This is a genomic window from Micrococcus sp. iso_26, from assembly GCF_056172975.1.
Map to the genome: position 1 here is coordinate 1,594,016 of NZ_CM149652.1, position 24,692 is coordinate 1,618,707.

25 protein-coding genes are annotated in these 24,692 nt (G+C 74.8%); 7 read left to right on the forward strand and 18 right to left on the reverse strand.

The features are described from left to right. Window positions 1-11 precede the first annotated feature (11 nt). Complete coding sequence (locus AC0VX0_RS07335; protein WP_145951469.1) at window positions 12-1,334, forward strand: MFS transporter; 1,323 nt, start codon at window positions 12-14, stop codon at window positions 1,332-1,334. Window positions 1,335-1,475: 141 nt separating this feature from the next. After that, window positions 1,476-1,748: a GlsB/YeaQ/YmgE family stress response membrane protein gene (locus tag AC0VX0_RS07340; protein ID WP_036315639.1), complete on the forward strand. Its 273-nt coding sequence runs from the start codon at window positions 1,476-1,478 to the stop codon at window positions 1,746-1,748. Window positions 1,749-1,836: 88 nt separating this feature from the next. On the opposite strand, the gene AC0VX0_RS07345 is transcribed toward AC0VX0_RS07340, so the two are convergent. The 4 genes from AC0VX0_RS07345 to infC form a co-directional block, all read right to left on the reverse strand. Then, window positions 1,837-2,733, reverse strand: a complete 897-nt coding sequence (locus AC0VX0_RS07345; RefSeq protein WP_036315636.1) for a TrmH family RNA methyltransferase — start codon at window positions 2,731-2,733, stop codon at window positions 1,837-1,839. A 138-nt stretch (window positions 2,734-2,871) separates the two neighbouring features. Further along, complete coding sequence (gene rplT / locus AC0VX0_RS07350) at window positions 2,872-3,258, reverse strand: 50S ribosomal protein L20 (protein WP_036315634.1); 387 nt, start codon at window positions 3,256-3,258, stop codon at window positions 2,872-2,874. Window positions 3,259-3,347: 89 nt separating this feature from the next. Next, window positions 3,348-3,542, reverse strand: coding sequence for a 50S ribosomal protein L35 (gene rpmI, locus AC0VX0_RS07355; protein WP_002853699.1), 195 nt, complete (start codon window positions 3,540-3,542; stop codon window positions 3,348-3,350). Window positions 3,543-3,646: 104 nt separating this feature from the next. Next, the gene (infC, locus tag AC0VX0_RS07360) at window positions 3,647-4,669 is read right to left on the reverse strand and encodes a translation initiation factor IF-3 (protein ID WP_144818756.1); all 1,023 of its coding nucleotides are present in this window, start codon (window positions 4,667-4,669) and stop codon (window positions 3,647-3,649) included. A gap of 328 nt (window positions 4,670-4,997) precedes the next feature. Between infC and AC0VX0_RS07365 the strand changes: the two genes are divergently transcribed. Continuing rightward, entirely contained in the window at window positions 4,998-5,369 is a 372-nt protein-coding gene (locus AC0VX0_RS07365) for a DUF1844 domain-containing protein (RefSeq protein WP_036313345.1), read from the forward strand. 68 nt (window positions 5,370-5,437) lie between these two features. Here AC0VX0_RS07365 and AC0VX0_RS07370 read toward each other — a convergent pair whose 3' ends face one another. After that, a complete protein-coding gene (locus tag AC0VX0_RS07370; RefSeq protein ID WP_041105247.1) occupies window positions 5,438-5,914 on the reverse strand; it encodes a hypothetical protein in 477 nt (158 codons plus the stop codon). A gap of 367 nt (window positions 5,915-6,281) precedes the next feature. On the opposite strand from AC0VX0_RS07370, the gene AC0VX0_RS07375 reads away from it, so the two are divergent. After that, window positions 6,282-6,530 carry a WhiB family transcriptional regulator gene (locus AC0VX0_RS07375; protein WP_002854852.1) on the forward strand — a complete coding sequence of 83 codons (249 nt, stop codon included), beginning with the start codon at window positions 6,282-6,284 and terminating at the stop codon, window positions 6,528-6,530. A 62-nt stretch (window positions 6,531-6,592) separates the two neighbouring features. Here AC0VX0_RS07375 and AC0VX0_RS07380 read toward each other — a convergent pair whose 3' ends face one another. From AC0VX0_RS07380 to AC0VX0_RS07390, 3 genes are read right to left on the reverse strand one after another with little or no spacing between them, the layout of a single operon-like run. Continuing rightward, window positions 6,593-8,101, reverse strand: a complete 1,509-nt coding sequence (locus AC0VX0_RS07380; protein WP_049145975.1) for a sensor histidine kinase — start codon at window positions 8,099-8,101, stop codon at window positions 6,593-6,595. Beyond that, window positions 8,071-9,654, reverse strand: a complete 1,584-nt coding sequence (locus AC0VX0_RS07385) for a tyrosine-protein kinase family protein (RefSeq protein WP_049145978.1) — start codon at window positions 9,652-9,654, stop codon at window positions 8,071-8,073. Before AC0VX0_RS07385 ends, AC0VX0_RS07380 begins: the two co-directional genes overlap by 31 nt. A gap of 2 nt (window positions 9,655-9,656) precedes the next feature. Next, window positions 9,657-10,304, reverse strand: a complete 648-nt coding sequence (locus tag AC0VX0_RS07390) for an SAF domain-containing protein (RefSeq protein ID WP_113914377.1) — start codon at window positions 10,302-10,304, stop codon at window positions 9,657-9,659. A gap of 225 nt (window positions 10,305-10,529) precedes the next feature. Here AC0VX0_RS07390 and AC0VX0_RS07395 point away from each other — a divergent pair, with 225 nt between their 5' ends. Beyond that, entirely contained in the window at window positions 10,530-10,754 is a 225-nt protein-coding gene (locus AC0VX0_RS07395) for a helix-turn-helix domain-containing protein (protein ID WP_049147317.1), read from the forward strand. Window positions 10,755-10,769: 15 nt separating this feature from the next. On the opposite strand, the gene AC0VX0_RS07400 is transcribed toward AC0VX0_RS07395, so the two are convergent. Beyond that, the gene (locus AC0VX0_RS07400) at window positions 10,770-11,327 is read right to left on the reverse strand and encodes a hypothetical protein (RefSeq protein ID WP_049147319.1); all 558 of its coding nucleotides are present in this window, start codon (window positions 11,325-11,327) and stop codon (window positions 10,770-10,772) included. A gap of 156 nt (window positions 11,328-11,483) precedes the next feature. On the opposite strand from AC0VX0_RS07400, the gene AC0VX0_RS07405 reads away from it, so the two are divergent. Together AC0VX0_RS07405 and AC0VX0_RS07410 are read left to right on the forward strand one after the other, a co-directional pair. After that, window positions 11,484-12,236, forward strand: a complete 753-nt coding sequence (locus tag AC0VX0_RS07405) for a LysM peptidoglycan-binding domain-containing protein (protein WP_044659782.1) — start codon at window positions 11,484-11,486, stop codon at window positions 12,234-12,236. Window positions 12,237-12,286: 50 nt separating this feature from the next. After that, window positions 12,287-12,799: an Rv3235 family protein gene (locus AC0VX0_RS07410; protein WP_049147321.1), complete on the forward strand. Its 513-nt coding sequence runs from the start codon at window positions 12,287-12,289 to the stop codon at window positions 12,797-12,799. Window positions 12,800-12,886: 87 nt separating this feature from the next. On the opposite strand, the gene secA is transcribed toward AC0VX0_RS07410, so the two are convergent. The 9 genes from secA to mnmA all read right to left on the reverse strand — a co-directional run bounded on the left by secA (window position 12,887) and on the right by mnmA (window position 24,682). Then, window positions 12,887-15,622, reverse strand: coding sequence for a preprotein translocase subunit SecA (secA, locus tag AC0VX0_RS07415; RefSeq protein WP_049147323.1), 2,736 nt, complete (start codon window positions 15,620-15,622; stop codon window positions 12,887-12,889). 174 nt (window positions 15,623-15,796) lie between these two features. Then, entirely contained in the window at window positions 15,797-16,474 is a 678-nt protein-coding gene (hpf, locus tag AC0VX0_RS07420) for a ribosome hibernation-promoting factor, HPF/YfiA family (protein WP_036316002.1), read from the reverse strand. A 149-nt stretch (window positions 16,475-16,623) separates the two neighbouring features. Continuing rightward, window positions 16,624-17,415, reverse strand: a complete 792-nt coding sequence (locus AC0VX0_RS07425) for a ComF family protein (protein WP_049147327.1) — start codon at window positions 17,413-17,415, stop codon at window positions 16,624-16,626. Between the two features lie 109 nt (window positions 17,416-17,524). After that, entirely contained in the window at window positions 17,525-19,270 is a 1,746-nt protein-coding gene (locus AC0VX0_RS07430) for an LpqB family beta-propeller domain-containing protein (RefSeq protein WP_049147329.1), read from the reverse strand. Continuing rightward, entirely contained in the window at window positions 19,267-21,201 is a 1,935-nt protein-coding gene (gene mtrB, locus AC0VX0_RS07435) for an MtrAB system histidine kinase MtrB (protein ID WP_049147332.1), read from the reverse strand. The genes AC0VX0_RS07430 and mtrB overlap by 4 nt, the downstream gene beginning before the upstream one ends. 4 nt (window positions 21,202-21,205) lie before the next feature. Beyond that, the gene (mtrA, locus tag AC0VX0_RS07440) at window positions 21,206-21,886 is read right to left on the reverse strand and encodes an MtrAB system response regulator MtrA (RefSeq protein ID WP_049147334.1); all 681 of its coding nucleotides are present in this window, start codon (window positions 21,884-21,886) and stop codon (window positions 21,206-21,208) included. A 152-nt stretch (window positions 21,887-22,038) separates the two neighbouring features. Next, window positions 22,039-23,154, reverse strand: a complete 1,116-nt coding sequence (locus AC0VX0_RS07445; protein ID WP_049147336.1) for a hypothetical protein — start codon at window positions 23,152-23,154, stop codon at window positions 22,039-22,041. Next, the gene (locus AC0VX0_RS07450) at window positions 23,147-23,536 is read right to left on the reverse strand and encodes a chorismate mutase (protein WP_049147338.1); all 390 of its coding nucleotides are present in this window, start codon (window positions 23,534-23,536) and stop codon (window positions 23,147-23,149) included. Before AC0VX0_RS07450 ends, AC0VX0_RS07445 begins: the two co-directional genes overlap by 8 nt. A 9-nt stretch (window positions 23,537-23,545) precedes the next feature. Next, complete coding sequence (gene mnmA, locus AC0VX0_RS07455) at window positions 23,546-24,682, reverse strand: tRNA 2-thiouridine(34) synthase MnmA (protein WP_049147340.1); 1,137 nt, start codon at window positions 24,680-24,682, stop codon at window positions 23,546-23,548. Window positions 24,683-24,692: the final 10 nt, after the last annotated feature.

The following is a 24,692-nucleotide window of genomic DNA, read 5'->3' on the forward strand; positions in this document are numbered from 1 at the left end:
AGGCTGGGTCGGTGCCCACCCCCACTCCCGCCGCCGACGGCGCCCACGACCGTTCCCCCCGCGCCCCGCGTCCGACGCGCCCAGACCCGTCCGTTCCGCCGACCGTGCCGCCGGGCCCGGGCGCGTTGCTGGGCGGCCGCCGCGTGCGTCTGCTGCCGGCCATCCTCGCGCTGGCCCTGGGCAGCTTCGCGATCGGCACCACGGAGTTCGCGATGATGGGCCTGCTGCCGCAGGCGGTGGCCGACCTCGGCATCGGTCTCGAGGCCGGCGGCGTGCTCATCTCCATGTACGCGCTGGGCGTCGTGATCGGCGCTCCCCTGCTGGCCGCGTCCTTCGCCCGCGTCGACCGGCGGGTCACGAGCATCGTGCTGATGCTGCTGTTCGTCGTGGGACACGTGGCCGCGTTCCTCGCCCCGGACGCGGCCACCATGATGGCCGCCCGCTTCATCTGCGGCCTGCCCCACGGGGCCTACTTCTCGGCGGCCGCCCTGGCCGCCGCGGACCTGGCCGGGCCCGCCCGCCGTGGCCAGGCCGTCGCATGGGTGATGGCGGGCCTGTCGGTGGCCAACGTGCTCGGCGTCCCGGCCGCCACCGCCCTGGGCCAGAGCGCGGGCTGGCGCTGGATGTTCGTCATCGTGGCGACGTGCGCGGCCCTGTGCGTGGCCGCCACCGCATGGCTCGTGCCGCCGGTCCCGGCGCCCGAGGGGGCGTCCGTGCGCCGCGAGCTGCGCGGCCTGGCGTCCGGGCGCCTGTGGGCCACGGTGGCCGTCGGCGTCCTCGGCTTCGCCGGCATGTTCGCCCTCTACACCTACATCGCCCCCCTGCTGACCACGGTGTCCGGCCTCGATGAGCGGTGGGTGCCCGCCGTCCTGGCCCTCTACGGGGTGGGCATGGTCGTCGGCACGCTCGTCGGCGGCGCCCTCACGGACCGCGACCCGGTGCGCACGCTGCGTCTGAGCTTCGCACTCAGCGCCGTCTTCCTTCTGGGCGTCGGCCTGACCGCGCAGTGGGCGCCCGTGATGGTGGTCTTCCTCTTCCTGGTGGCCGTCAGCGGCTCCGGGATCGCCCCGTCCCTGCAGGTGCTGCTGGTGGACTCCGCCCCCACCGCGCCGCAGTTGGCGGGCTCCCTGAACCACTCCGCACTGAACATGGCCAACGCCATGGGGGCCTGGGTCGGCGCGGCCGCGATCGGCGCCGGAGCCTCCCTGAGGACCCCGCCGCTCATCGGTGCCGCCATTGCCCTCGGCGGCCTCGTCCTCGCGCTCCTGCTGGTCCGACGCACCCCCGCCGTCGGCGCCGTCCCGCACGACGGCCCCTCCGCCGCCACCGTGTGAATCGCGTGCGGCGCGCTCGGTCCACGGGCGGCTGACCTCGCGATCGAGGGGTAGCGGGCCGTCAGAGGTGGCACAGGTGGAATCGGCTTTGCTAAGTTCCTTTCCGTACGTCATCATCCGCAACTCGAAAGGAACATCAGCATGTTCACCATCATCGCTTGGATCATTATCGGCCTCATCGCCGGTGCCATCGCTCGCCTGATTCTTCCGGGGCGACAGGGCTCCGGCTGGCTGGGTGCCCTCATCACGGGCCTCCTGGGTGCCGTTCTCGGTGGCTGGATCTCCACCCTGCTCGGCGGGGAAGGGCTCGGCGACGCGTTCAGCTGGCAGACGCTCATCTGGTCTGTGATCGGCGGCGTCATCGTGGCCTTCATCTGGCAGGCCATCACCAGCCGCCGCGGCACCCGCGTCTGAGCTGACATCGGCTGACCCGGCACCCGCCGGGTCGACCCCAGAAGGGGCGGGGATCCTCACGGATCCCCGCCCCTTCTGGCGTGTGCGTTCAGTCCCGCGTGGTCGGCGAGGCCATCGCCGAGGCGTAGAGGCACACCGTGGCCGCCGTGCCCACGTTCAGGGACTCCGCGGCGCCGTAGAGGGGCACGGCCACCCGGCGCTCCGCCAGGGCCAGCTCCGCCTCGTCCAGGCCCTGGGCCTCATTGCCGAACAGCCAGGCGGTGCGCGCCCCCAGCGACGCCGGGGACAGGGCGTCCAGTCGATCGGACCCGTGGCCGTCGGCGGCCCACACCTGTAGACCCGCCGCCCGGGCAGTCACCGCCACGTCCTCCGCCTGCACCCCCGCGAGCACGGGCAGGTGGAACAGGGACCCGGCGGTGGAGCGGACCACCTTCGGATTGAACGGGTCCACCGATCCGGCGGTGAGCACCACCGCGTCCGCGCCCGCGGCGTCCGCCGCGCGCAGCACCGTCCCCGCGTTGCCCGGGTCCTGCACGCGGCACAGCACGGCCGCCAGCGCCGCACCGTCGAACGCGTCCTCCAGGGCGGGCTGATCCGGGACGCGGGCCACGGCCACGACGCCCTGGCCCGTCACCGCGTCCGCCATGGCCGTCAGGACCTCGTCCGAGGCCTCCCGCACGAACACCCGCTCGCCGCCGTCGGGCCCGTCGGCGGCCACCCGCTCCACGAGGGCCGCCAGCTCCGAGTCCCGGTCGGCGAGCCCGGCGGAGACGTAGACCTGGGTGAGGACGCGACCGGCCGGCCACTGCCGCGCCGCGCCCGCCGGCCCCTCCCCCAGGTGCGCGCGCAGCGCCTCGCGGCACGCCTGCGGGCCCTCCACCAGGAACGTGCCGGTCCGGCGTCGCGCGGGCCGGCCGGCCAGGGCGGCGACGGCGCGGACGCGCTCGGCGCGGGGGTGGGTCAGCGGCTCGGCGGGCGGGGTCATGGGCTCTCCTGGTCGGGTTCGGCGGGGCGCGGGTGCGCAGACGCCGACGGGGCGGGCCTCCTCATCGGAGGGCCCGCCCCGTCGGCGGCGGTGTCCACGTCTGACACGTGGCGGGGACCCGGGGGTCCCGGGGCCGGCTCAGCGGGAGGCGGCGGGGGCGTTGACGTCCGCGGGCAGGGCCTCGCGGGCGGTCTGCACCAGCACGGCGAAGGTCGCGGCGTCCGAGACGGCGATCTCGGCGAGCATGCGGCGGTCCACCTCGACGCCGGCCAGCTTGAGGCCCTGCATGAAGCGGTTGTAGGTCATGCCGTTGGCGCGGGCGGCCGCGTTGATGCGGGTGATCCACAGGCGACGGAAGTCACCCTTGCGCTTGTGGCGATGCTGGTAGTTGTAGGTGAACGAGTGGAGCATCTGCTCCTTCGCCTTGCGGTACAGGCGAGACCGCTGGCCGCGGTAGCCGGAGGCGCGCTCCAGCATGGTCCGACGCTTCTTGTGGGCGTTCACTGCCCGCTTCACACGTGCCACGTGCGTACTCCAATCTGTGTGGTCCCCGGGGCGCGCACTGGCGCGTCACGGCCGAGGAGGAAGGGGTTCCGGCGAGGCCGGGGGGGGTGTCAGATGCCGAGCATCCGCTTGATCTGCTTGATGCTGCCCTTGGAGACGAGCTGGTCGCCCTTGAGACGGCGGGTCAGGCGCGAGGACTTGTGCTCCAGGTAGTGGCGGCGGTTCGCCTGCTGGCGCATGATCTTGCCGGAGCCGGTCACGCGGAAGCGCTTCTTGGCACCGCTGTGGGTCTTCATCTTCGGCATGGCTGCCGTTCTCCTTCACTCATCGCTGCCGTGCGCGGCGCGCACGGCAGTGCTGGTCACCCCGGTCCGTCCGGACCGGGCTGGTCTGTGGCGACCCCGGGGGGTCAGGCCCGAGGACCGGACTTGGGGGCACCGCCGCGGGGGGCGGCGGGCTTGGGCGGGGCCGGCATCGGCTTGGCCGCCGGCTTCGGAGCCGACGACGGCGCGGCCGGCTTGGCGGCGGACCGCGGCTTCGGCGTGGCAGCCGGCGCAGCCGAGGACTGCGGCTTCGGCGTCGCGGCCGGCTTCGGGGCCGATGCGGGCGTGGCGCTGGAGGCCGGCTTCGCAGCCGGGGCGGCCGCGGCCGGGCGGGGAGCCGCCGGGGCCGGGGTCTTCGGCGCCTGCGTCGTCTCGGCCGGGGCCGCGGAGGCGTTCTCCTGCGTCCGGGCGGCCATGGCCTTCAGCTGCTCGGGGAACGCATCCCCGACCGAATTCCGCACCGGGGCGGAGTCGGACGCCGCCTTCTGCGCGGCGCGCTCCTTGGCCTCGCGGGCGGCCTGGTCGCGACGCGAACCGCCGCCCTGACGCTCGCGGTGGCTCTCGGCCGAGTTCTTGCGCTGGTCCGCCCGCGCATCGGCCTTGGTGCGCAGCGGGCCGACCACCATCACCATGTTGCGGCCGTCCTGGCGCGGCTGCGATTCGACGGTGCCCAGCTCGGCGACGTCCTCGGCGAACTGCTGCAGCAGCTTGATGCCGAGTTCGGGACGCTGCTGCTCACGGCCGCGGAACTGGATGATGGCCTTGACCTTGTCGCCCTGGCTCAGGAACTTCTTGGCGTGGCCGGTCTTGGTCTCGTAGTCGTGCTTGTCGATCTTCAGGCGGAAGCGGACCTCCTTGAGGACCGTGTTCACCTGGTTCTTGCGCGACTCACGGGCCTTCACCGCGGCCTCGTACTTGTACTTGCCGAAATCCATCAGCTTGCACACCGGAGGCTTGGCCGTGGGGGCCACCTCCACGAGATCCAGGTCCGCCTCGGCGGCGAGCCGGAGGGCGTCCTCGACGCGGACGATGCCGACCTGTTCGCCGTTCGGGCCGACCAGGCGGACTTCCGGAACGCGGATACGCTCGTTGATGCGGGGATCGCTGATGGTGGTACTCCTCTGTGTGAGACGACGGGTGACCCCGCGCCCACCGGAGGGGCCCTCGGAAACGAGGAAGGCCTCCCCTGCGCGGACGCAGACGGAGGCCTCGACACGATCCCGTCGGACGGGACCCTCGGTGCGGGCTGCGCGCCACGACGCGGCGGTCCCGACCGGCGACCCGGCAACTCGGCCCGGGGCGAACCGGACATCCTGCTGACGCGGGTGGGAGAGAGGCCTCCACTTTGCTGCTCCTGGCCCGTGCATGCCCGCCCCGGGGTCACCGGATGACGAGGTCTTGCGCGGACCACGAGTGGTCTATGGGAAGCTTACCACCATGACAGACGAACGTCAGGCCCAGGACGCCACCCCCATGGACGCCCCCGCCGAGATCCGCGACATCCACGAGGTCCCCGCCGTCGAGGTCATCACGACCACCGCCGTGCACCTGATGACCGCCGCCGCCGTCAAGTGCGGCCTGGCCGACTCCCCCGACGCCCGCGAGCTCATCGATCTCGACGAGGCCCGCAAGCTCATCACGGCCCTCGCCGGGCTGGTCACGGCCGCGGCCCCCGAGATCGGCAGCCAGCACGCCGGCCCGCTGCGCGACGGCCTGCGCTCGCTGCAGCTGGCGTTCCGTGAGGCCTCCCCGTTCCCGGACGCCCCGGGCAAGGGCCCCGGCGAGAAGTTCACCGGCCCGGTGAACTGACCACGCCCCCCGATGACGACGACGGCGCGCCCCCGACCGGGGGCGCGCCGTCGTCGTCGGAGCCGGGCTCAGGCGTCCGTCGAGGCCTCCGGGGCGGGGGTGAGATGCCGGGTGACCGGCGTCGTGAAGAGGGTGAGCAGCGCGACGCCGGAGACCGCGAGCAGCGGCCCACCCAGAGCGGCGGCGTCCACGCTGAAGAGCCACGAGGACAGGAGCACACCGAAGAGCTGGATCGCGACGGCGGCGCCGCGGCTCCACGCCCGACCGCGCAGCAGGGCGACGGCGGTCGCAAGGATCCACAGGGTGAGCAGCGCGTAGATGACGACCAGCATCACGCGGGCGCCGGCCGGGAGCACCCCGTCCGCCGCATGCACCACCGCGTCCACGGCGAGCCAGAGGAGCGCGCCCGCCTCGAGCACGAGCGCCGCGGCGACCACGAGGACGGCCACCGGCAGGCCCCGGCCGGGGCGGGGCGGGACCGTCGTCGCGTCGGCGCCCGACGACTCGGACGGGGCGACGGGGTCGGGGCGGCGGGACTGTGCCATGGGGCCTCTCCTGCGGGACGGCTGCGGGGACGGACGTGTCCCCCACCGTACGCCGGGCGGTGCGCGGGCCAGGTCCGCGGCGACGCGCCGCCCCGGGCATGGGTGTGACCAAGGACTCACTGGGAGGTGCGGTGATGCACCTCATTCACCTCTTGTTCACTCGTGAGGGCCGTGCGAGGATGGCACGCGAAAGATTTCCGGGGGCCGCGTTCGTACGAAAGCGGTCCCCGTTGCAATGACCAGGGTCGCCCTCCGTATCGGTCGTGCCGCGCGTCGTCCGCGCAGGCCCCCGCGCCCGCCGCCGGCGGAGGCCGTGACCACCGGCGCCCGCGGGCTCCGGCTCTTCCGACAGAAAGTGAGCGGACCGATGGATTGGCGCAGTAAAGCAGCGTGCCTGGACAAGGACCCGGAGCTGTTCTTCCCCGTGGGCAACACCGGCCCCGCCCTCCTGCAGATCGAGGAGGCCAAGGCGGTGTGCCGTTCGTGTGAGGTCGTGGACACGTGCCTGAAGTGGGCCATGGAGTCCGGCCAGGACTCGGGCGTCTGGGGCGGCATGAGCGAGGACGAGCGGCGCGCCATGAAGCGCCGCGCGGCGCGCGCCCGCCGCGCCTCCTGACCCACCCGGACCACCGGCCCCGTCGACCTCGTCGACGGGGCCGTCGTCATGCCCGGCCGGGTTCACGTCAGGGGCAGTCGCAGCACGACGCGCGTGCCGCCGTCGTCGGACCGCTCCCAGCGCAGGGTGCCGCGCAGGTCCCCCTCCACGAGCGAGTGCACGATGCGCAGGCCGAGCCCCGATCCCTCGCCCGCGCGGGGGGACTCCCCCGGCACCCATCCGTCGGGGGCGGCGGGGCCGCTGTCCGTCACGGACACGACCAGCACCGTTCCTGCGGGGGTCGACTCGCGGTCGGCGTGCAGGCCCACGCAGCCACCGCCCGGCGCCGTGCCGTGCTCGACGGCGTTGGCCGCCAGCTCATTGAGCACCAGCGCCAGCGGCGTGGTCACGTGGGAGGGCAGTTCACCGAACTCGCCCGTGACCGCGACCTGCAGCGGCCGCCCGTCCCCGGCCACCTCGACGGCCAGGCGGAACTGCCGCTGCAGCAGACCGTCCACGGGGACCTGGTCCTCGATCTCCTCGCTCAGCGTCTGGTGGACGAGGGCGATCGTGTCCACGCGCTGCATCGCCTGACGCAGCGCACGCTCCGCCTCGGGCGAGGACGTGCGCCGCGCCTGCATGCGCAGCAGCGATCCCACGGTCTGCAGGTTGTTCTTGACGCGGTGGTGGATCTCGCGGATGGTCGCGTCCTTGGTGAGCAGACGCTGCTCCTGGCGGCGCAGCTCGGTCACGTCGCGCAGCAGCAGCAGCGCCCCCTGCCAGCCGTCCGGACCGAGGAGGGGGACGGAGCGCACCGTCAGCGACACCCCGCCGGACTGCACCTCCCGCCGTCCGGCACGCAGCCCGGTGAGCACGGCCCACGTCCCCTCGTCGGTGGGAACGCGGGCGGCGTCGGTGCTGGCCAGGACGTCGGTGAGCCGGTGCCCCTCGAGGGTCGAGGCGATGCCCAGCCGGCGCAGGGCGGAGACCGCGTTGGGACTGGTGAACTCGGCGACCGAGTCCGGCCCGAGCACGACGAGGCCGTCCCCCACCCGCGGCGTGCCGCCCGCCCAGAGGCCGGAGGGCTCCTCGGGCGCCGGCCAGCGGCCGTGCTGCATCATGTCCAGCAGGGTGCTGGCCGTCCGGCTGTAGTTCTCCTCGATCACCGAGCGCGCCGGCCGGCCGTTCGGGTCCGCGTGCGCGGAGACGACCGCGATGACCCTCCCGGCGCGGACCACCGGCCACAGACGCACCTGCAGCGTGCCGCCCGGGGCCTCGACGGGGCCGGCCCCCTCGGCCCGCTCCCCGCCATGCCACGTCTGCCCGACGACGGCCCGCAGGTCCGCGCGGGCGCGCGAGCCCACGATGTCGCGGTGGAAGAGGGTGGGAGCGGTGAAGGGCCGGACCTGGGCGAGCGCGACGAACCCTCCGGCCTCGTCGCGGCGGGGCACGGGGCACCAGAGCACGAGGTCCGCGAGCGCCAGGTCTGCCACGAGCTGCCAGTCCCCCACGAGCCGCTGCAGCCAGGCGCGGTCCTCGTCTCCGATGTCCGGGTGCGACGTCAGGGGGTCCTGCGCGAGCGAACTGACCATGGGATCAGGGTACGGCGACGTGCCGGGCGGCCCGGGTCCGTGGCGTCGCGGGCGGCGTCGGACGACACGGCGGCGATGGTCTGCGAGGGCCGTGCGCGGTGCCGTCTGCGGCGGGCGGGGCGGGCGGGGACACCGGCCAGCGTGGCGAGGGCGCGACGCAGCGGGCTGTTCGGAGCGGCCTCGGCGAGCACCTGGCCGGCGAGCAGCGCGGGGTCCGCGGCGGCCGGGTCCCACGGCAGGAACGCCTCCAGGGGCGTGGCCGGCGAGGCGTAGCGGTTCCAGACGGCCTCGACCTGCCCGCGCGGGGCGACGCCGGCGGCGGCGGGCCGGAGCCGGTTGACCACGACGCGCAGCCGTGCCGCCGGGGCCGCCTCCGCCAGCTCCTCGACCGCGCGGACCAGGCGGGGCAGCGCGACGGCGTCCGGCCCGCCGACCGCGATGACCTCGTCGGCCGCGGCGAGCGCCGCCAGGGTCGCACCGTTGCGCTGTGGGGCGGGCACGTCGAAGGACAGCTCCTCGTCCTGTTCGAGACCGAACCCGACGTCGACGACCACGCGGTCCCAGTGTTCCCTGGCGGCCGCGATCAGCGCGGTGACGGCGGCGGGGCGCAGCTCGGGCCACCGGTCCACGCGGGTGAGTCCCGTCAGAACCGTCAGGTCCGCGCCGGCGACGCGGACGCGGACGCCCGCGGCCGCCAGGTCGGCGGCGCCCAGTCGGCCGTGGTCGGCCCGCCGTACGGCCCGCGCCACGCCGGCCGACTCCTCCGTCAGCCCCAGGTGCACACCGACGGCGGGGCCGTACGTGTCCAGGTCGACCAGCAGCGTGTTCCGGCCGGCCACGGCGTGCTCGGCGGCGAGGTTCACGGCGACGGTGGTGCGTCCCGGGGCGCCGGTGGGACCCCACACCACGGTCACCAGGGACTCCCGCGCGGGTGCGGTCGGTTCGCCCTCCTCCGGAGAGGGTGCGGGGTCGGCTCCCTCGTCCGCGGTGGCGGGGCCGTCGTCGGGGGTGGCCGCGGCGGGGGCGGCGCCCGGCCCGGCGTCGTCGGGCTCGTCGGCGTCGCGCCAGGGGTCCGTGAGGCCGGGCACCTCGTCCGCGCCGAGCGTCTCCAGGGTGATCGGCAGGTCGTCGAGGTCCTCGGCGTGATCCCGGGCGTGGTCGGCGTCCTCCCCGTGCGAGGTCTCCGGCCGGCGGCCCTCCGCGGCGGCGCTCGCGGACTCCACGACGACGGCCGCGATCTGCTCGGGGTCGGCGTCGGCGCGCACGCAGGGCACCCCCATGCTGCGGAGGCGACGGCGCTCGGTGCGAACCTCGCTGAGCGCCGCCACGCCCACGGGTCGGGGCAGCCGGGCCGTCTCCTCCAGGAAGGCGGCGGTGAGGGACTCGGTGTCCCCGGCTACGAGGACCGCGTCCACGAGACCGGAGCGGGCGATCGCGAGCAGCTCGGCGAGGTCCTCGGCCCGGCGGAGGACCGTGATGTCCGTCTGGTGCCGCTCGAGCGGGCCGATGTGGTCCAGGCCCGGCTGGACGGTGGTGGCCAGGGCGATGCGCACGGTCAGCGCACCCCGTGGGCCGGCACGAGGGTGACCCGCGCGTCCTTGACCTTCGCGTCCACGATGCGCGGCAGGGTCTCCTCCGGTGCCAGCAGCTGTACCCGGGTGGTGCCCGAGCCGCCGAAGCCGTTCTGCTCCGCCGTGACCTCGGAGATCTCGAGCGCCTCGGCCAGCCGGGCCGGGTCCGCATGGCCGCGGCCTCCCTCCGCGGGCATGGCCACCCAGACGTCCACGCGGTCTCCCACGCCCACGCCGGACGGCAGCGGCTCGTCCAGGGCCACCCCGACGGGACGACGGCCGTCCGGGTCCGCGTCCACCAGTGCCGCCGCCGGCAGCAGCTCGCCGGCCCGGACCGTCCCGGAGACCATCCGCCCCTCGGGCGCCGGAGCATCGGCGCTGAGGTACCGCTCGCCGGCCTCGCTGAGGTTCACCTCCACGGGCCGCAGGTCCCCGGCCGCGATGGGTGTGCCCGGGGGCAGGTCCTCCGCAGCCGTCCAGTACGCGGCGGTCCGCTGGGAGGAGGCGACCAGCGCCACGACGCCGGCGATCGAGGCGAGGACGAGCATGAGACCGACGAGGAGCCGGGGATCCCGCCAGCGGGGCCGGCGCAGACGGCCGCCCTCGGCGGACGCGGACATGGTCGTGGACACCGGATGTTCCCCCCTTCGGACCGGCCTCTCGGGCCGCCGCGGCCCCGGCACCCCGTCGGTGTCGGCCCCTCCGCGCTGCGCCCAGAGTAACCACAGGGGCCGTGGATCGCCGGATCCGCCGCGTACGCTGTGGAAAAGTGTCGCCTCCGGGTGTTCCCGGGGTTGAATGGGTCGACGTCGTGGGCCGCCCGCGACCGTCCTGGACGCCTCGACCGAAGGAGCACCGTGCAGCGCTTTCTCACCCTGACCGACGTGGCGGAGACCCTGAACATCTCCGGTCAGGCCGCCCGTGCCCTGGTCCGCTCGGGTGAGCTGCAGGCCATCCAGGTCGGGGGCCGCGGTCAGTGGCGCATCGAGGTGTCCTGGCTCGAGGACTACGTGGAGCGTCAGAAGGAAGTGACGCGCGCCCGCGTCCGGGAGTGGACCGAGGCGGACGCGCAGGCCCGCTGAGCCCACACGGTCTGCTCAGGCGGGGCGCAGCGCGGTCCGGACCGTCCCCAGCGCCCCGAACGGGATGACGAGCCGCCCGCGGACGGCGGCGGCCCGCCGGGCCTCGTCCCGCGGGTGGCGGGCGATGTCGAGGTGGTCGCCGCCGACCCGGTCCACGGTGCCCTCTGCCAGTGCCGCGCCGAGGCGCCCCGTCACCGCCACCGGCTGGCGCGTCCGCGCGATGCCGCGCAGCACCGTCCCCCAGCCGGCCGCGGCGAGCTCGGGCGCGACCGCGGCCCGGGTCAGGTCGGCCTCCACGGCCGCCACGCAGTCCACCGCGACGATCGCCGACCCCGAGCCGTCGACGTGCACGCCGACCCAGCCCTGGCCCACCGTGTGCACCACGCCGTCCACGACCTCGCCCCAGGCCAGGTGCAGCCGGACCTGCCGCCCTCGAGCTCCGCGCAGGCGGTCGGCCAGGGACAGCGCCATCCACTCCGCTCGGGTCAGCTCCGCGGCCTCGGCCACCGTCTCCTGCCAGCCGAGGTCGGCCCAGTGCGCCTCCAGGTCGTCGAAGAGTCCGTTCCACCGCATGCGCTCAGCATAGGAGGCTCAGCGCCGGACATCGGTCGTCATCAAACATCATCAAACATCACTCTTGACACCTATCGGCCCGTGCAGTTCACTGTGATCATCATCACCGGCCTGATCGCGGGATCCCGGCCGGACGGACGCACAGGAGGGGAATCCATGGAGCGCTCGACATCACCGGCCGGCCCGGCCCCGACCCGTCCGGTCGACGCGGCGGACGCCGTCGGCCTCACCGTCCTGCTTCTGGCCGGTCCCGGTCTGCTCGCCTGTGCCGCGGCGCTGCTGCAGACGGGCACCAGCGCGCCCGGGGCGGAACTGACCCGCGTGCTGGGCCTCGGTGCCGGTCTCGCCGGGCTCGGACTGCTCGCATGGTGGGCGGTGGGCCTGATCGGGCTGGCGCTCGTCGCGCTGGGGCGCCGCGCGGGTCGGCCGGCCTGGGCCCGCCTGGGCCGGAGCCTCACTCCCGCCCTGCTCGGACGCGTGGCAGGCGCCGTCGTCGGTGCCCAGCTGCTCGCGGCACCGGCCGCGTGGGCGGACGCGGCTCATCCCGTGCCGGACGCCTCCTGGACCGTGGCTGCGGTGCCTGCGCACGCCACCGGCGTCGAGGCCCCGGCGCCGGACGCCGCGTGGACGCCCCGGCCCCCGGCGCCGGCCCCACCGGGCGCCGGCACCGGCCGTGCGGATCCGGACCACCCGACCGTCACCGTCCGGCGCGGCGACTGCCTGTGGCACCTCGCCGCCGCCGAGCTCGGCCCGGACGCGACCCCCCGAGAGATCGACGCCCGCTGGCGCCGCTGGTACGAGGCCAACCGACGGGTGATCGGCGACGACCCGCACCTGCTGCTGCCCGGCACCGTGCTGACCTCCCCCGTGTTCACCCCGCACGCCGGCGTGGACGGACCACGGCCATGACATCCACGACCCTGCACTCCCCCGCTTCGCCTCGTCCTCAGGAGACCGCCATGACCACCCTCGCCACCCGCCCCCGCGCCGCTTCCGACCGGCGCACCGCCGACACCCTCCTCCACGGGCCCGCCCACAGCCCCGCAGTCCTGCCCCGCGGTGAGGAGATCGCCCGGCGGGCCCGCACCGAACAGGGGCGCGAGGAGCTGCGCCGCGTCCGCTCGCTCGCCGCCGTGATCGCCGTCGCCTGCGTCGAGGTCGAGACGGGCCGCCGTGCCCTGCGGGACCTCTCCGCCTGGCTCTCGCCCGAGGTCCTGGACAAGTTGACCCGTCGCATGGAGCTGCTGGGCGCCGTCGCGCCGACCGGGCCCGGTCGACGGCCCTCCGCGGCCGTCCCGCCCCGGACGCCCGCGTCCGCACCCCGCCCGGTGGGTGCCCGCGTGTGCGAGGTCGCGCCCGGCCGGGTGGAGGCCAGCGCGACGGTGCTGTGGGAGGGCCGGGCCCGGGCCTTCGCGCTCCGACTCGAGCGGCGGCTCAGCCGGTGGAAGGTGACGTCGGTCGAGATCGGCTGAGCCGGATCGTCCCGTCGGACCGACGATCGAGGGCCCGGAGACCTGGAGGTCTGCGGGCCCTCGTCCTGCGTCGTGGCGGGATGCCGGTCAGCCGCGGCGGCCGCGGCGCTCCGCCTGACGGCGGGAGCGGCGGTTCGTGCCCGCCGCGACCGTGGCGCCGGAGTCCGTGCCGCTGCGGGTGACCGCGCTCTGCCCGTCCTCGGACGGACCGGTGAAACGCAGCTGCGCCGGCTGCTGCGGGGCGTCGATGCCCTCCACGGAGATCTGCGGGGCCATCGTCACGGCGCGGGCGTCCTGGACGCCGGGCAGCGACGTCGGCGCGGGGGCCGCACTGATCTGCGCCTGGAACAGCGTGCGCACGGCGTCCTCGCGGATGGCGGCGAGCATGTTCTGGAACATCGTGTAGCCCTCGCGCTGGTACTCCACGAGGGGCTCGCGCTGGGCCATCGCGCGCAGCCCGATGCCCTCCTTGAGGTAGTCCATCTCGTAGAGATGCTCCTGCCAGCGGCGCCCGATGGTGGCGAGCACCACGCGACGCTCCGCCTCCCGCAGCGCCTCGGACCCCACCTGCGCCTCCCGGTCCTCGTACGCCAGGAGCGCATCGGAGACGAGTTCGCGCTTGAGGACCTCGGCCTTGAGCCGGCCCCGGCCGCCGACCTCGTCGAGGACGTCCTCCTGCGAGATGCCCACGGGGTAGAGCTCTGCCAGGTCCCGCCACAGCTGGTCGAGGTCCCAGTCGGTGGCGTGGCCCTCCTCGGTGGCCGCGTCCACGATGTTCCCGACGGCGTCCTCCACGAAGCGGCGCACCCGGTCCTGCAGGTCCTCCCCCTCGAGGATGGAACGGCGGTCCGTGTAGATGGCCTCGCGCTGGCGGTTCATCACGTCGTCGTACTTGAGCACGTTCTTGCGCTGCTCGGCGTTGCGCCCCTCGACCTGCGCCTGCGCGTTCTGGATCGCCTTCGAGACGAAGCCGAACTCGAGCGCCATGTCGTCCGGGATCGACGGGCTGTTCATGATCCGCTGGGCCACGCCCGGGTTGAAGTTGCGCATGAGCTCGTCCGTGAGGGAGAGGTAGAACCGGGACTCGCCCGGGTCGCCCTGACGGCCGGAACGACCGCGCAGCTGGTTGTCGATGCGGCGCGAGTCGTGGCGCTCGGTGCCCACCACGTACAGGCCGCCGGCCTCGATGACCGCGCGGTGCGCGTCCTCCACGGCGGCCTCGGCCTCCGCCAGCACCTCGGGCCAGCGGGCCTCGTACGCCTCCGGGTCCTCGGCGGCGTCGAGGCCCAGTTCCTGCATGCGGGCCACCGCCGTGAACTCGGCGTTGCCGCCGAGCATGATGTCGGTGCCGCGGCCGGCCATGTTGGTGGCCACGGTGACGGCGCCCGGGCGGCCCGCCTGCGCCACGATGGCGGCCTCGCGGGCGTGGTTCTTCGCGTTCAGGACCTCGTGGCGGATGCCGCGCTTGGCCAGCAGCGTGGAGAGGTACTCGGACTTCTCCACGGAGGTGGTGCCCACCAGGACCGGCTGGCCCTTCGCGTGCCGCTCGGCGATGTCGTCGACGACGGCGTCGAACTTGACCTTCTCGTTCTTGTACACCACGTCGTTGCGGTCCACACGCTGTGGCTCCCGGTTCGGCGGGATCACGACGACGCCGAGGCCGTAGGTCGACGTGAACTCGGCGGCCTCCGTCTCGGCGGTGCCCGTCATGCCGGCGAGCTTCTCGTAGCCGCGGAAGTAGTTCTGCAGGGTCACCGTGGCCAGCGTCTGGTTCTCGGGCTTGACCTCCACGCCCTCCTTGGCCTCGATGGCCTGGTGGAGCCCCTCGTTGTAGCGGCGTCCCTTGAGCACGCGGCCCGTGTGCTCGTCGACGATCTGCACCTCGCCGTCGAGGACCACGTAGTCCTTGTCCCGCTTGAACAGCTCCTTGGCCTTGACCGCGTTGTTCAGGAACTGGATGAGCGTGGTGTTCTGCGTCTCGTACAGGTTCGTGATGCCGAGGTGGTCCTCGACCTTCTCGATGCCGGGGCCGAGGATGCCGACGGTGCGCTTCTTGTGGTCCACCTCGTAGTCCGTGTTCGCCTCGAGGCGGCGCACCAGCCGGGCGAACTCGCCGTACCACCGGTTGGCCTCGCCCTGGGCGGGGCCGGAGATGATCAGCGGGGTGCGGGCCTCGTCGATGAGGATCGAGTCCACCTCGTCGACGATCGCGTAGTGGTGCTCACGCTGCACGAGCTCGTCGAGGGACCAGGCCATGTTGTCGCGGAGGAAGTCGAAGCCGAACTCGTTGTTCGTGCCGTAGGTGATGTCCGCGGCGTACTGCTCGCGCCGTACGGCCGGGGTCTGGCCCGCCACGATGACGCCCGTCTGCATGCCGAGGAAGCGGAACACGCGGCCCATGAGGTCGGCCTGGTAGGAGGCGAGGAAGTCGTTGACCGTCACCACGTGCACGCCCCTGCCGGACAGCGCGTTGAGGTAGGCCGGAGCGGTGGCCACGAGGGTCTTGCCCTCGCCGGTCTTCATCTCCGCGATGTTGCCCTGGTGCAGCGCGATGCCGCCGAGCAGCTGGACGTCGTAGTGCCGCTGGCCGAGCGTGCGTCCCGCGGCCTCGCGGACCGCGGCGAAGGCCTCCGGCAGGAGCAGGTCCAACGACTCGCCGTCCGCATGCCGGGCCCGGAGCGTGTCCGTCTCGGCACGCAGCTCCGCGTCGCTGAGCGCCCGGAAGTCGTCCTCGAGGAGGTTCACGGCGTCCACCGTGGCCTGCATGCGCTTGAGGACGCGGTTGTCCGAGATCTTCAGGACGCGGTCGATGATCGAAGGCACTGGTTCTCTGCTCCCTTGCGGTGTGGCCGGGGCGGGACGGGATGCCCCTCGCGCGCGGCCGTGGCGCGGTCTCCGGGACAGTGTACGGGCCGAGTCCGGACGGGCCGCGGCGCCCGTCCCGGAGGGGAGGGGCGTCGCGGCGTCAGCAGGTCGTGGTCGACGTCGGCGGGGCGGTCAGTCCTCCCGCGTCTGGTATGCCTGCTCCCCCTCGGAGGCGGAGACGTGATCCTGAGGGAGGGACTCGTCCAGGCGGATCACGCCGTAGCTCCAGCCTCGGCGGCGGTAGACGACGGAGGGCACGCCGGTCTCGGCGTTCTGGAAGAGGTAGAAGTCGTGGCCGACCAGCTCCATCGCGTCCACGGCGTCGTCCACGCTCATGGGGGTCGCGGGGAACGCCTTCTGCCGGATGCGCACCGGGGTGCCCGCCTCGGGGGCGTCCTGCGCGGAGGCGTCCTCCGCGGCCAGCGCGGCGCCCGACGGCGGCAGCGGTGGCACGAAGCCGACCTCGCCCGCGCCGCGGGAGGCGCCGAGCTTGCCGCGGCGACGGTCCTTGCGCCGGTCGCGCAGGCGCCGCAGGCGCTCGGTCAGTCGGGCGGCGGCTTTGTCGAAGGCTGCCAGCTCGTCGTCCGCGGCGGCCTCAGCCCGCACGACGTCCCGCGGGCCGCGGACCGTCAGTTCCACGCGGACCGCCTCGTCTGAGTGCTTGTGGTGGGATTCCTTCGTCACGCGGACCTCGAGCGTGTCGGCGCCCTCGGCGAGCCGCTGGAGGCGCTCGGTGCGCTCGACGACGTGGTCGCGGAAGCTCTCCGAGAGGCTGATGTTGCGGGCGATGTAGCTGACATCCATGGTCATGGCGTCCTCCTGGTCCGACTCTCACGGGTCCGGCCTCGGGAGGGGAGGTGCGCCTCGGTGTCGCGTCCGCAGGGGGGCGTCGGGTCCGAGGGGGCGACCTCCTTCCAGCCGTCGGCAGGACGGGAACCGTAGGGGCGATTCCGTGCCGTTCACCCTACCCGGGGGCCTGGCCGGGGGCCAGGCTCGGCGGGGTCCCGCGGCGGGGCCACCGCCGCGAGCACGACGGCCCCGACGGGGTGCCCGCCGGCGCGGCGCACCGCCTCCGCGAGCGCGGCGAGGGTGGCGCCGGTGGTGAGGACGTCGTCCACGAGCAGGACGGGCGCGCCGGCCGGCAGCCGTGCGGCGAGGACGCGCCAGTCCCGGGCCCGCCGGCGGCGCTGGCCCGCCCCGGTGCCCGCATGGGACGGGCCGCCGCCCCGGAGTGTGCTCGCGCGGGGCAGCAGCCGAGCGCGGACGGCGTCGGAGACCAGCCACGGCGCCGGCAGCGCCCGGGTGAGCTCGGCGAGCGGGTCGTAGCCGCGCCGTCGGAATCCGACCGCGCCGCCCGGGACCGGAACGAGCAGGGCGTGCGGTGCCCCGGGCAGGTCCGGCTCGAGGCGCGCCGCGGCGACGGTCCGGCAGAGGGCCTCGCCCAGCACGCCGCGCAGGTGCAGCGCGTGATGGTCCTTGAACGCGAGCACGGCGGCCGCCAGCGGGTCTGCGTAGCGGCCGGCCGCCATCACCGGCAGGGGAGCGCCGCCGGGGCCCACGGGCAGGGCCGGGGCGTCCTGTTCCGCCCGGAAGGGCCGGGACAGGGCGGCGGTCAGTCCCTCCGCGCAGGCCGGGCAGAGCCGGTGGCCCGGCGCCGCGCACACCGCGCACTCGGCGGGCAGGACCAGGTCGGCCAGGGCCCGACCGAGGGCGCCGAACGCCGGGGACGGGGAGGACGGCGGGGAATGCATGGCGATGAGTCCACCGCACGCCACCGCCGTCCGGGCGCCGGGGCGGGCCACTGTGCGGGACGGGGCGGCTGTGCAGGAATGGACGATGGGCGCCCGGCGCCGGCCCGGCTCAGTCCGGGAACGAGAGGTCGCGTACCCCGCGGTCGAGCTCCTGCGCCCGCCACGAGGAGCCCACCAGCAGGAACACGAACTCCTCCGTCTCCGCGTAATAGGCGCCGTCGTCGCCGGCGGAGATCCCCCGCAGGCCGCCCAGTGGGTTGAGCTCCCGGACGGTGCCATCGACCGAGACGATCCGCGGCACCACGCGCTCGTCGGGCTTCGCGGCGTACGCCGAGACGAGCAGGTTCGTGTCGCCGGCCCACTCCACCGAGTCCTCCGACCCGGAGGAGGGCAGCAGGATCGGCTCGGTCAGGGCGTTCGGCACCCCGTCCGAACCGCGCACGACGCCGGACACGCGCAGGGTGGTCCGCTGGCCGTCGTCGACGAGCATCGCGGCCCGGGCCCCGCTCCGGGCCAACCGCAGGTCGACGATCCGCTCGCCGGGGCGCAGCCAGGTGGCCGTCACGATGCGCTCCTGCCCGCCGGGCTGGGCCGAGACGGCGCGGATCCGCGAGGTCGTGCCCCGGTCGGCCGCCCACACCCAGCCCAGGAGGTCCAGCGACGGGACGGTGAGCCCGGTGCCGCGCAGCACCTCCCGCAGGGAGCCGTCCGTGCCGGCGACGTGGACCGCCGTCCGGTCACGGGTGACGAACGCGAAGCGGCTGCGGTCGCCGGACATGGTCGGGCGGACCGGATCGAGCGCGGTGACGTCCGGGGCGCCGCCCACCGGCGTGACGCTGGTCCCCTGCACGTACACGAGTCCGCCCGTCGCCGTGTCGATGCCCACCTGGACTGAGCCGACGGCGGGGTCGGTCTGGACCGGGGCGGGGCCGTCGTCTCCCGACGTGGACAGCTGGGCGCCGGCGACGGTCACCTCGACCTCCTTGACCGATTGGAGGCCCGTCAGGGTCAGCTCCAGCTGCTCCCGCATGCGGTGCCGCCGGTCGGCGTCGGCCCCCTCGGCGGCCGCCTGGGTGAGGTCGACGTGGGCCACGCCGTCGTCGTCGACGGGCACCGTGGGTGCGGCCAGGTCGGTGCCGGTGCGCAGCGGGAAGGCCGTGTCCACCGCCCCGGCCAGATACGGTGCCGGCCCGCGCAGCAGCGCTCGCGTCACCGCGGTCACGGTGGTGCCCCGATTGACGAACCACCGCACGTCCGGCACGACGTAGCGCTTCGCGGTGTCGTAGAAGGCGAGCTCGTGCGGGGCGAACAGCTGTCCGAACTGCGCCTGGGAGAGCAGCGTGCCGTTCTCCGTGGACGTGATCCGCATGCCCTGCGGCCGTTCCTGCACCGTGACCGCCCAGGCCTGCGTGGTCCCCGGCGGCGCGATGGTCCGCAGGCCGTACTCGTCGATCTCCGAGTCGACCTCGACCTGGATCTGGTAGTCCCCGGCGCCGTCGCCCCGGGTGATGCGCGGCTCCGCCGAGTACACGAGGGTGCGCTGCCCGGGCGTCCACTGGGTGGCCGCGGGCCCGTCGAGGAACTGGCGCGCCACCGCGTAGTCGTCCTGCGGGCTCGTGCCCGCGAGCAGGAAGCCCCGGATGGCCTCCTCCGCCGTGTCCGACTCGGCCGGTCCCGGCGGATGGAACTGCGGCGCGTCGGCGTCTGCGGTGGCCCCGTCGACCGGGTCGGCGCTGCGCACCTCGGAGCTCTGGGGGATCTGGGTGCAGCCGCTGAGGGCGAGCATCAGGGCGACGATCACGCCGACGACGGCGACCCGCGGCGGGCGGGGCGGCTGCGGATCCACGGTGGTCATCGGGCCTCCTCGGCCGGGTCGTCGCCGGTCGGGTCCCCGGGGGCCGACCCGTGGGCGGGATCCTCCGCAGGGACCACGCGCACCGGCCGGGTCGGTGCGGTCAGGGCCTGCTCGGTCTGGCGCGCGGACGGCGGGGCGGCCGCGGCCGCCGCGGCGACGTCCGCGACCGTGCCGACGGCGTCGGCGTCCGCCTCCTGCGGGACGGGCCGGGACAGGTCATCGGCGTACCGGCGGTCCGCCGTGCTGTAGCGGGGCGGAATGGGCAGCACGGAGCGGCCGATCGGCTCGGGGGCCTCGGCGCCCTGCGTGGCCGGGCGCGGCGCCCGCGGCAGGGTCACCATGAAGGTGGACCCCTCCCCCAGCTCGCCCCACGCCTCGAGCCGACCGCCGTGCAGCCGGGTGTCCTCGGTGGCGATCGCCAGACCCAGTCCGGACCCGCCGGTGGTGCGCTTGCGTGAGGGGTCGGCGCGCCAGAACCGGTCGAACACGCGCTGCACCTGCTCGGGGCTCATGCCGATGCCGTGGTCCACGACGGCGAACGTGACGGCCCCCTCGTCGGCCGCCACGAGCACGTCCACCGGCCGGCCCTCGGCGTGCTCGATCGCGTTGTTCACCAGGTTGCGCAGGATCCGTTCGATCCGCCGCGGGTCGACCCAGGCGACGTGGCCGTCGGCGCGGTCCCGGTCCATGGGCACCATGTACACGGGCACGCCGATCTGATCGGCCAGCGGCTGAGAGGTGAGCACGACGTCGCGGGCCAGCTCGAGCATGTCCGTGGCCTCGAGGGCCGGGGTGGCGGCGCCGGCGTCGAACCGGGTGATCTCCAGCAGGTCCGCGAGCATGGCCTGGAAGCGGTCCACCTGGTGGTAGAGCAGCTCGGTCGAGCGTCGGCTGACCGGGTCGAAGTCCTCGCGTGAGCCGTGCAGCACGTCGGCCGCCATCCGCACGGTCGTCAGCGGCGTGCGCAGCTCATGGGAGACGTCCGAGACGAACCGCTGCTGCATCTGGGACAGCTGGGCGAGCTGGCCGATCTGGTCCTGGATGCTGTCCGCCATCCGGTTGAAGGACATGCCCAGGCGGGCCATCTCGTCCTCACCGTCGACCGGCATCCGCACGGCCAGGTTGCCGCTCGAGAGGGACTCGGCCGCCCGGGCCGCCTGCTGCACGGGCAGGGTCACACGCCGCGAGACCCACCACGAGACCAGCACGTTGATCACCAGGAAGCCGACGCCGAACACCAGCAGCACCCTGAGCACCGAGTCGAGCGAGCTCTGGACGTCCGCGAGGTCGTAGACGAGGTAGAGCCCGTAGTTGGCACCCGGGGGCAGCACCATCTGGGCGCCGAACACGAGGCCGGGCCGGGTGCCACCGCCGGGGTTCGGCAGCGCCACGCTCGCGTCGTACACGCCCGGCCCGGAGGCGACCGCGTCCTGCAGCTCCTGGGGGATCACTGCGGGATCGAGCCCGGCGGAGGAGATCGTCCCCACGTACGCGGACTCGGAGTCCGGCAGCGGGGCGAGGTGGTAGCGGCGGCGGATCGTCGTGCCGGAGTCGCCTTCGAGGGCGCGCAGGGTCTGGGTCACCAGCACGTCCGTGCTCTGCGCGTCCGTGGCGGTGGTCTGCGCGAACGTCTCGCGCACCTGGCTCAGGCCACGGCGTGCCTCGGACTGGACCTGCTCGTAGCGGGCCTCGAAGAGGGCCTGGGTGATCTGCTGCGTGAGGAACGCGGCGACCACGAGGCCCGCGAGGATCGAGAGCAGGGCCGCGAGCACCGCCGTGCGCAGCCGCAGGGACCGACGCCACCGGCGGCGCAGCGCACGCCACGCGGGGCCGGGGCCCCACGACCGTGGGCGGGCGGCGGCGGGCTCGACCGGCTCGGCACCGGACTCGGCCGCCGGGGCCGCGCTCAGACCCGGGCCGGACACCGTCATGCCCTCAGCCCTGGCCGGCCTTGTACCCGACGCCGCGGACGGTCAGCACGACGCACGGGTTCTCGGGATCCGGCTCGACCTTCGAGCGCAGGCGCTGGACGTGGACGTTCACGAGCCGGGTGTCGGCCTGGTGCCGGTACCCCCAGACCTCCTCCAGCAGCATCTCGCGGGTGAAGACGTGGCGCGGCCGCCGGGCGAGGGCCACGAGGAGGTCGAACTCCAGCGGGGTGAGGGCGATGCCGACGCCGCCGCGGGTGACCTCGTGGCCCGCCACGTCGATCTCGAGGTCCCCGATGTGCAGGACCTCCGCCGGCTTGGCCTCCCCCTCACGCAGGCGGGCCCGGACGCGGGCCACGAGCTCGGCCGGCTTGAACGGCTTGGGCACGTAGTCGTCCGCACCCGACTCGAGGCCGCGCACCACGTCCGCCGTGTCCGACTTGGCCGTGAGCATCACGATCGGCACGTCCGACTCGGCTCGGATGAGCCTGCAGACCTCGATGCCGTCGATGCCGGGGAGCATGAGGTCCAGCAGCACGAGATCGGGGCGCTCGCGGTGGAACGCGGGCAGTGCGGAGGTGCCGTCCGCGGCGAACGCCGGCTCGAAGCCGTCATTGCGCAGGACGATGCCGATCATCTCGGCCAGCGCCTCGTCGTCGTCCACCACCAGGATCTTGGCCTTGCCCATCCTGACCTCCTCGTCAGCGCTCCCCCCGGCGCCGCGAGCGGGACCGGCCCCGGGCACAGGAAATTTTCAGGATCAGCCCGATGATACCCGCCGGGCGGGCCCGTCCACGGCGGACGACGCCGGAGGTCGCCCCGGTCCGTCGGGGCGCCGGCTCAGCCGCGCAGTTCGGCGAGCCGTGCGGCCAGCTCCTCCGCGTCCCGCCGCAGAGTGCGGAGCACGGCGGGGTCGTGCGACCCCGCCGCCGTGAGGCCGACGTCGCCCACCCGTCCGGGGTCCACCCCCAGCCGTTCCCACGTGCGGACGACGTCGACCGGGCGCACGCCCGGCTCGGGGGCCAGGGTCAGCCCGCGCCCGACGTCGGCCCAGCCGGCCGCGGCCTCCCACGCCTCGCGGGTGCCGGGCGTGCCGTCCGTGCCGTCGTCGAGGGCGCCCACGCCCACCACGAGCGAGACCGGGGCCCGGGCAGGCGCGTCCGCGGCTGCGTCGGGCCTGGGCAGGGACTCTCCCGTCAGCGCCGCCAGCGCGGCGGGCCCGGGCAGCTCGGCCCCCGGGGAGGCGGTGCGGCGGCCCGGCGCAAGCCACACCCGGGCGACGTCGGGCAGGGCGGTGAGCCCGTCGAGAGCGGCGCGCCACAGGCCGCGGGCCTCCTCGCGCGGCAGCGACCGGACGGTGCGGTACCCGCTCGCGGTGGGCAGGGTCCCGGCGAGGACGGCCGCCGCCCACGGCTCGTCGACGACGACGCCGAGGCGGGCCGCCCCGGTGGCCCTCCGGAGGCGGGGCAGGGCGTCCTGCAGTCCCTCGAGATAGGACTCGGCGACGTCGCGGCGGGCGCCGTGGTCGCCGAGGACGCGCTCTCCCCCGGGCAGCCAGAGGCCGGCGAGCAGGCTGAGCGGGCCGCGCACCCGCACGGCCAGACGTTCGACGACGGCGCCCTCGGCCCCCGCGGTGTCCGCCCAGCGGTGCGCGTCCTCGCGCCAGAGGGAGACGGCCCGGCGTCGGTCTCGGCCGGAGCCGGCGGCCCCGGGCGGGCTGACCCGCCAGCCGTGCGGCTGCAGGTCGACGGCCAGCTCCTGCAGGAGGGCGGCCGAGCGGCCGGTGGCGTCGGCGCCGGGTCCGCGATCGGGCAGCTCGGGGAGCACCGGCCAGTGGTCCGCGCCGAGCTCGCCGAGCGTGACGCGCTGCGCCTCGGCGACGTCGGTGCCGCGCCACGGCGTGCCGCCGAGGGCGACGGGGCCGGTGGCGCCGTCGTCGTGGGCGGCCTCAGTCATCCGCGTCCCCGGAGCCCGCCCCCGGCTCCGCCTCGGCGTCCGACCGGCCCTCGGCCGCCAGCGCGCGGTGGTGGCGGATGACCTCGGCGATGATGAAGTTCAGGAACTTCTCGGCGAACGCGGGCTCGAGGTCCGCCTCGAGCGCGAGCCGGTGCAGCCGCGCGATCTGGGCGGCCTCACGCCCGGGGTCCGAGGGCGGCAGGTCGTGCCGGGCCTTCAGCGCGCCGACCCGCTGCGTGAACTTGAACCGCTCGGCCAGCAGGTAGACGAGCGAGGCGTCGATGTTGTCGATGCTGCCGCGGATCGCGAAGAGCTCGTCGAGGACCGCCGGGTCCGCGGTGCCGGGCAGCGAGCTGGCGTGGGGGTCGTAGTCCGGGCTCATGGCCGAAGCCTACGCATCCGCGGGGGCCGACAGCCGGGCATTGCGGGCGGTGTCGATGGTGGCCTGGCCGAGCACGCGGGTGCCCCGGTACAGGACGGCCGTCTGACCGGGAGCCACGCCGCGCAGGGGGCGCCCCGGCTCGATCTCCCACCCCGGATGCCCCGCCGCGTCGGCGCGCTGGCGGGCGCGGGCCTCGACGATCTCGCCGTGGGCCCGGAACTGCAGCGCGCAGTCGAACCAGGCGCCCGTGCGGGCTTCGGGCACCGGGGCGCCGGCCCACGACGGGCGGATGCCGGTGATGCGGTCGACGTCGAGCAGCTCGCGGCCGCCGACGACCACCGTGTTCTCCTTCGGCCGCACCTCGAGCACGAACCGGGGCTTGCCGTCGGGCGCGGGACGGCCGATGGCCAGGCCCTTGCGCTGGCCGACCGTGAACGCCTGGGCGCCCGCGTGGGTGCCGAGCTCCCGCCCCTCCGGGTCCACGATGGGGCCGGGGGCCAGGTCGATGCGCTCGGCCAGCCAGCCGCGGGTGTCGCCGTCGGGGATGAAGCAGATGTCGTGGGAGTCCGGCTTCGCCGCCACGGACAGGCCGCGCTCGGCCGCCTCGGCGCGCACGAGCTCCTTGGACGGCGTGTCCGCGAGCGGGAAGAGGCAGTGGGCGAGCTGATCCGCGGTCAGCACGCCGAGCACGTAGGACTGGTCCTTCGCGTCGTCCGCGGCGCGGTGCAGCTCCAGCGAGCCGTCCGGACCGGGCCGCACGGCGGCGTAGTGGCCGGTGCAGACGGCGTCGAAGCCCAGCTCGAGGGCGCGCTCGAGCAGCGCCGCGAACTTGATGCGCTCGTTGCAGCGCATGCACGGGTTGGGCGTGCGGCCGGCCTCGTACTCGGCCACGAAGTCGTCCACGACGTCCTCCGCGAACCGCTCGGAGAAGTCCCACGTGTAGAAGGGGATGCCGAGCCGCTCGCACGCGCGCCACGCGTCCGAGGCGTCCTCGATGGTGCAGCAGCCACGCGAGCCGGTGCGCAGGGTGCCGGGCATGCGGGACAGGGCCAGGTGGACGCCGACGACGTCGTGCCCGGCGTCCACGGCACGCGCCGCGGCGACGGCGGAGTCGACTCCCCCGGACATGGCGGCCAGGACCTTCACGGGCGGACTC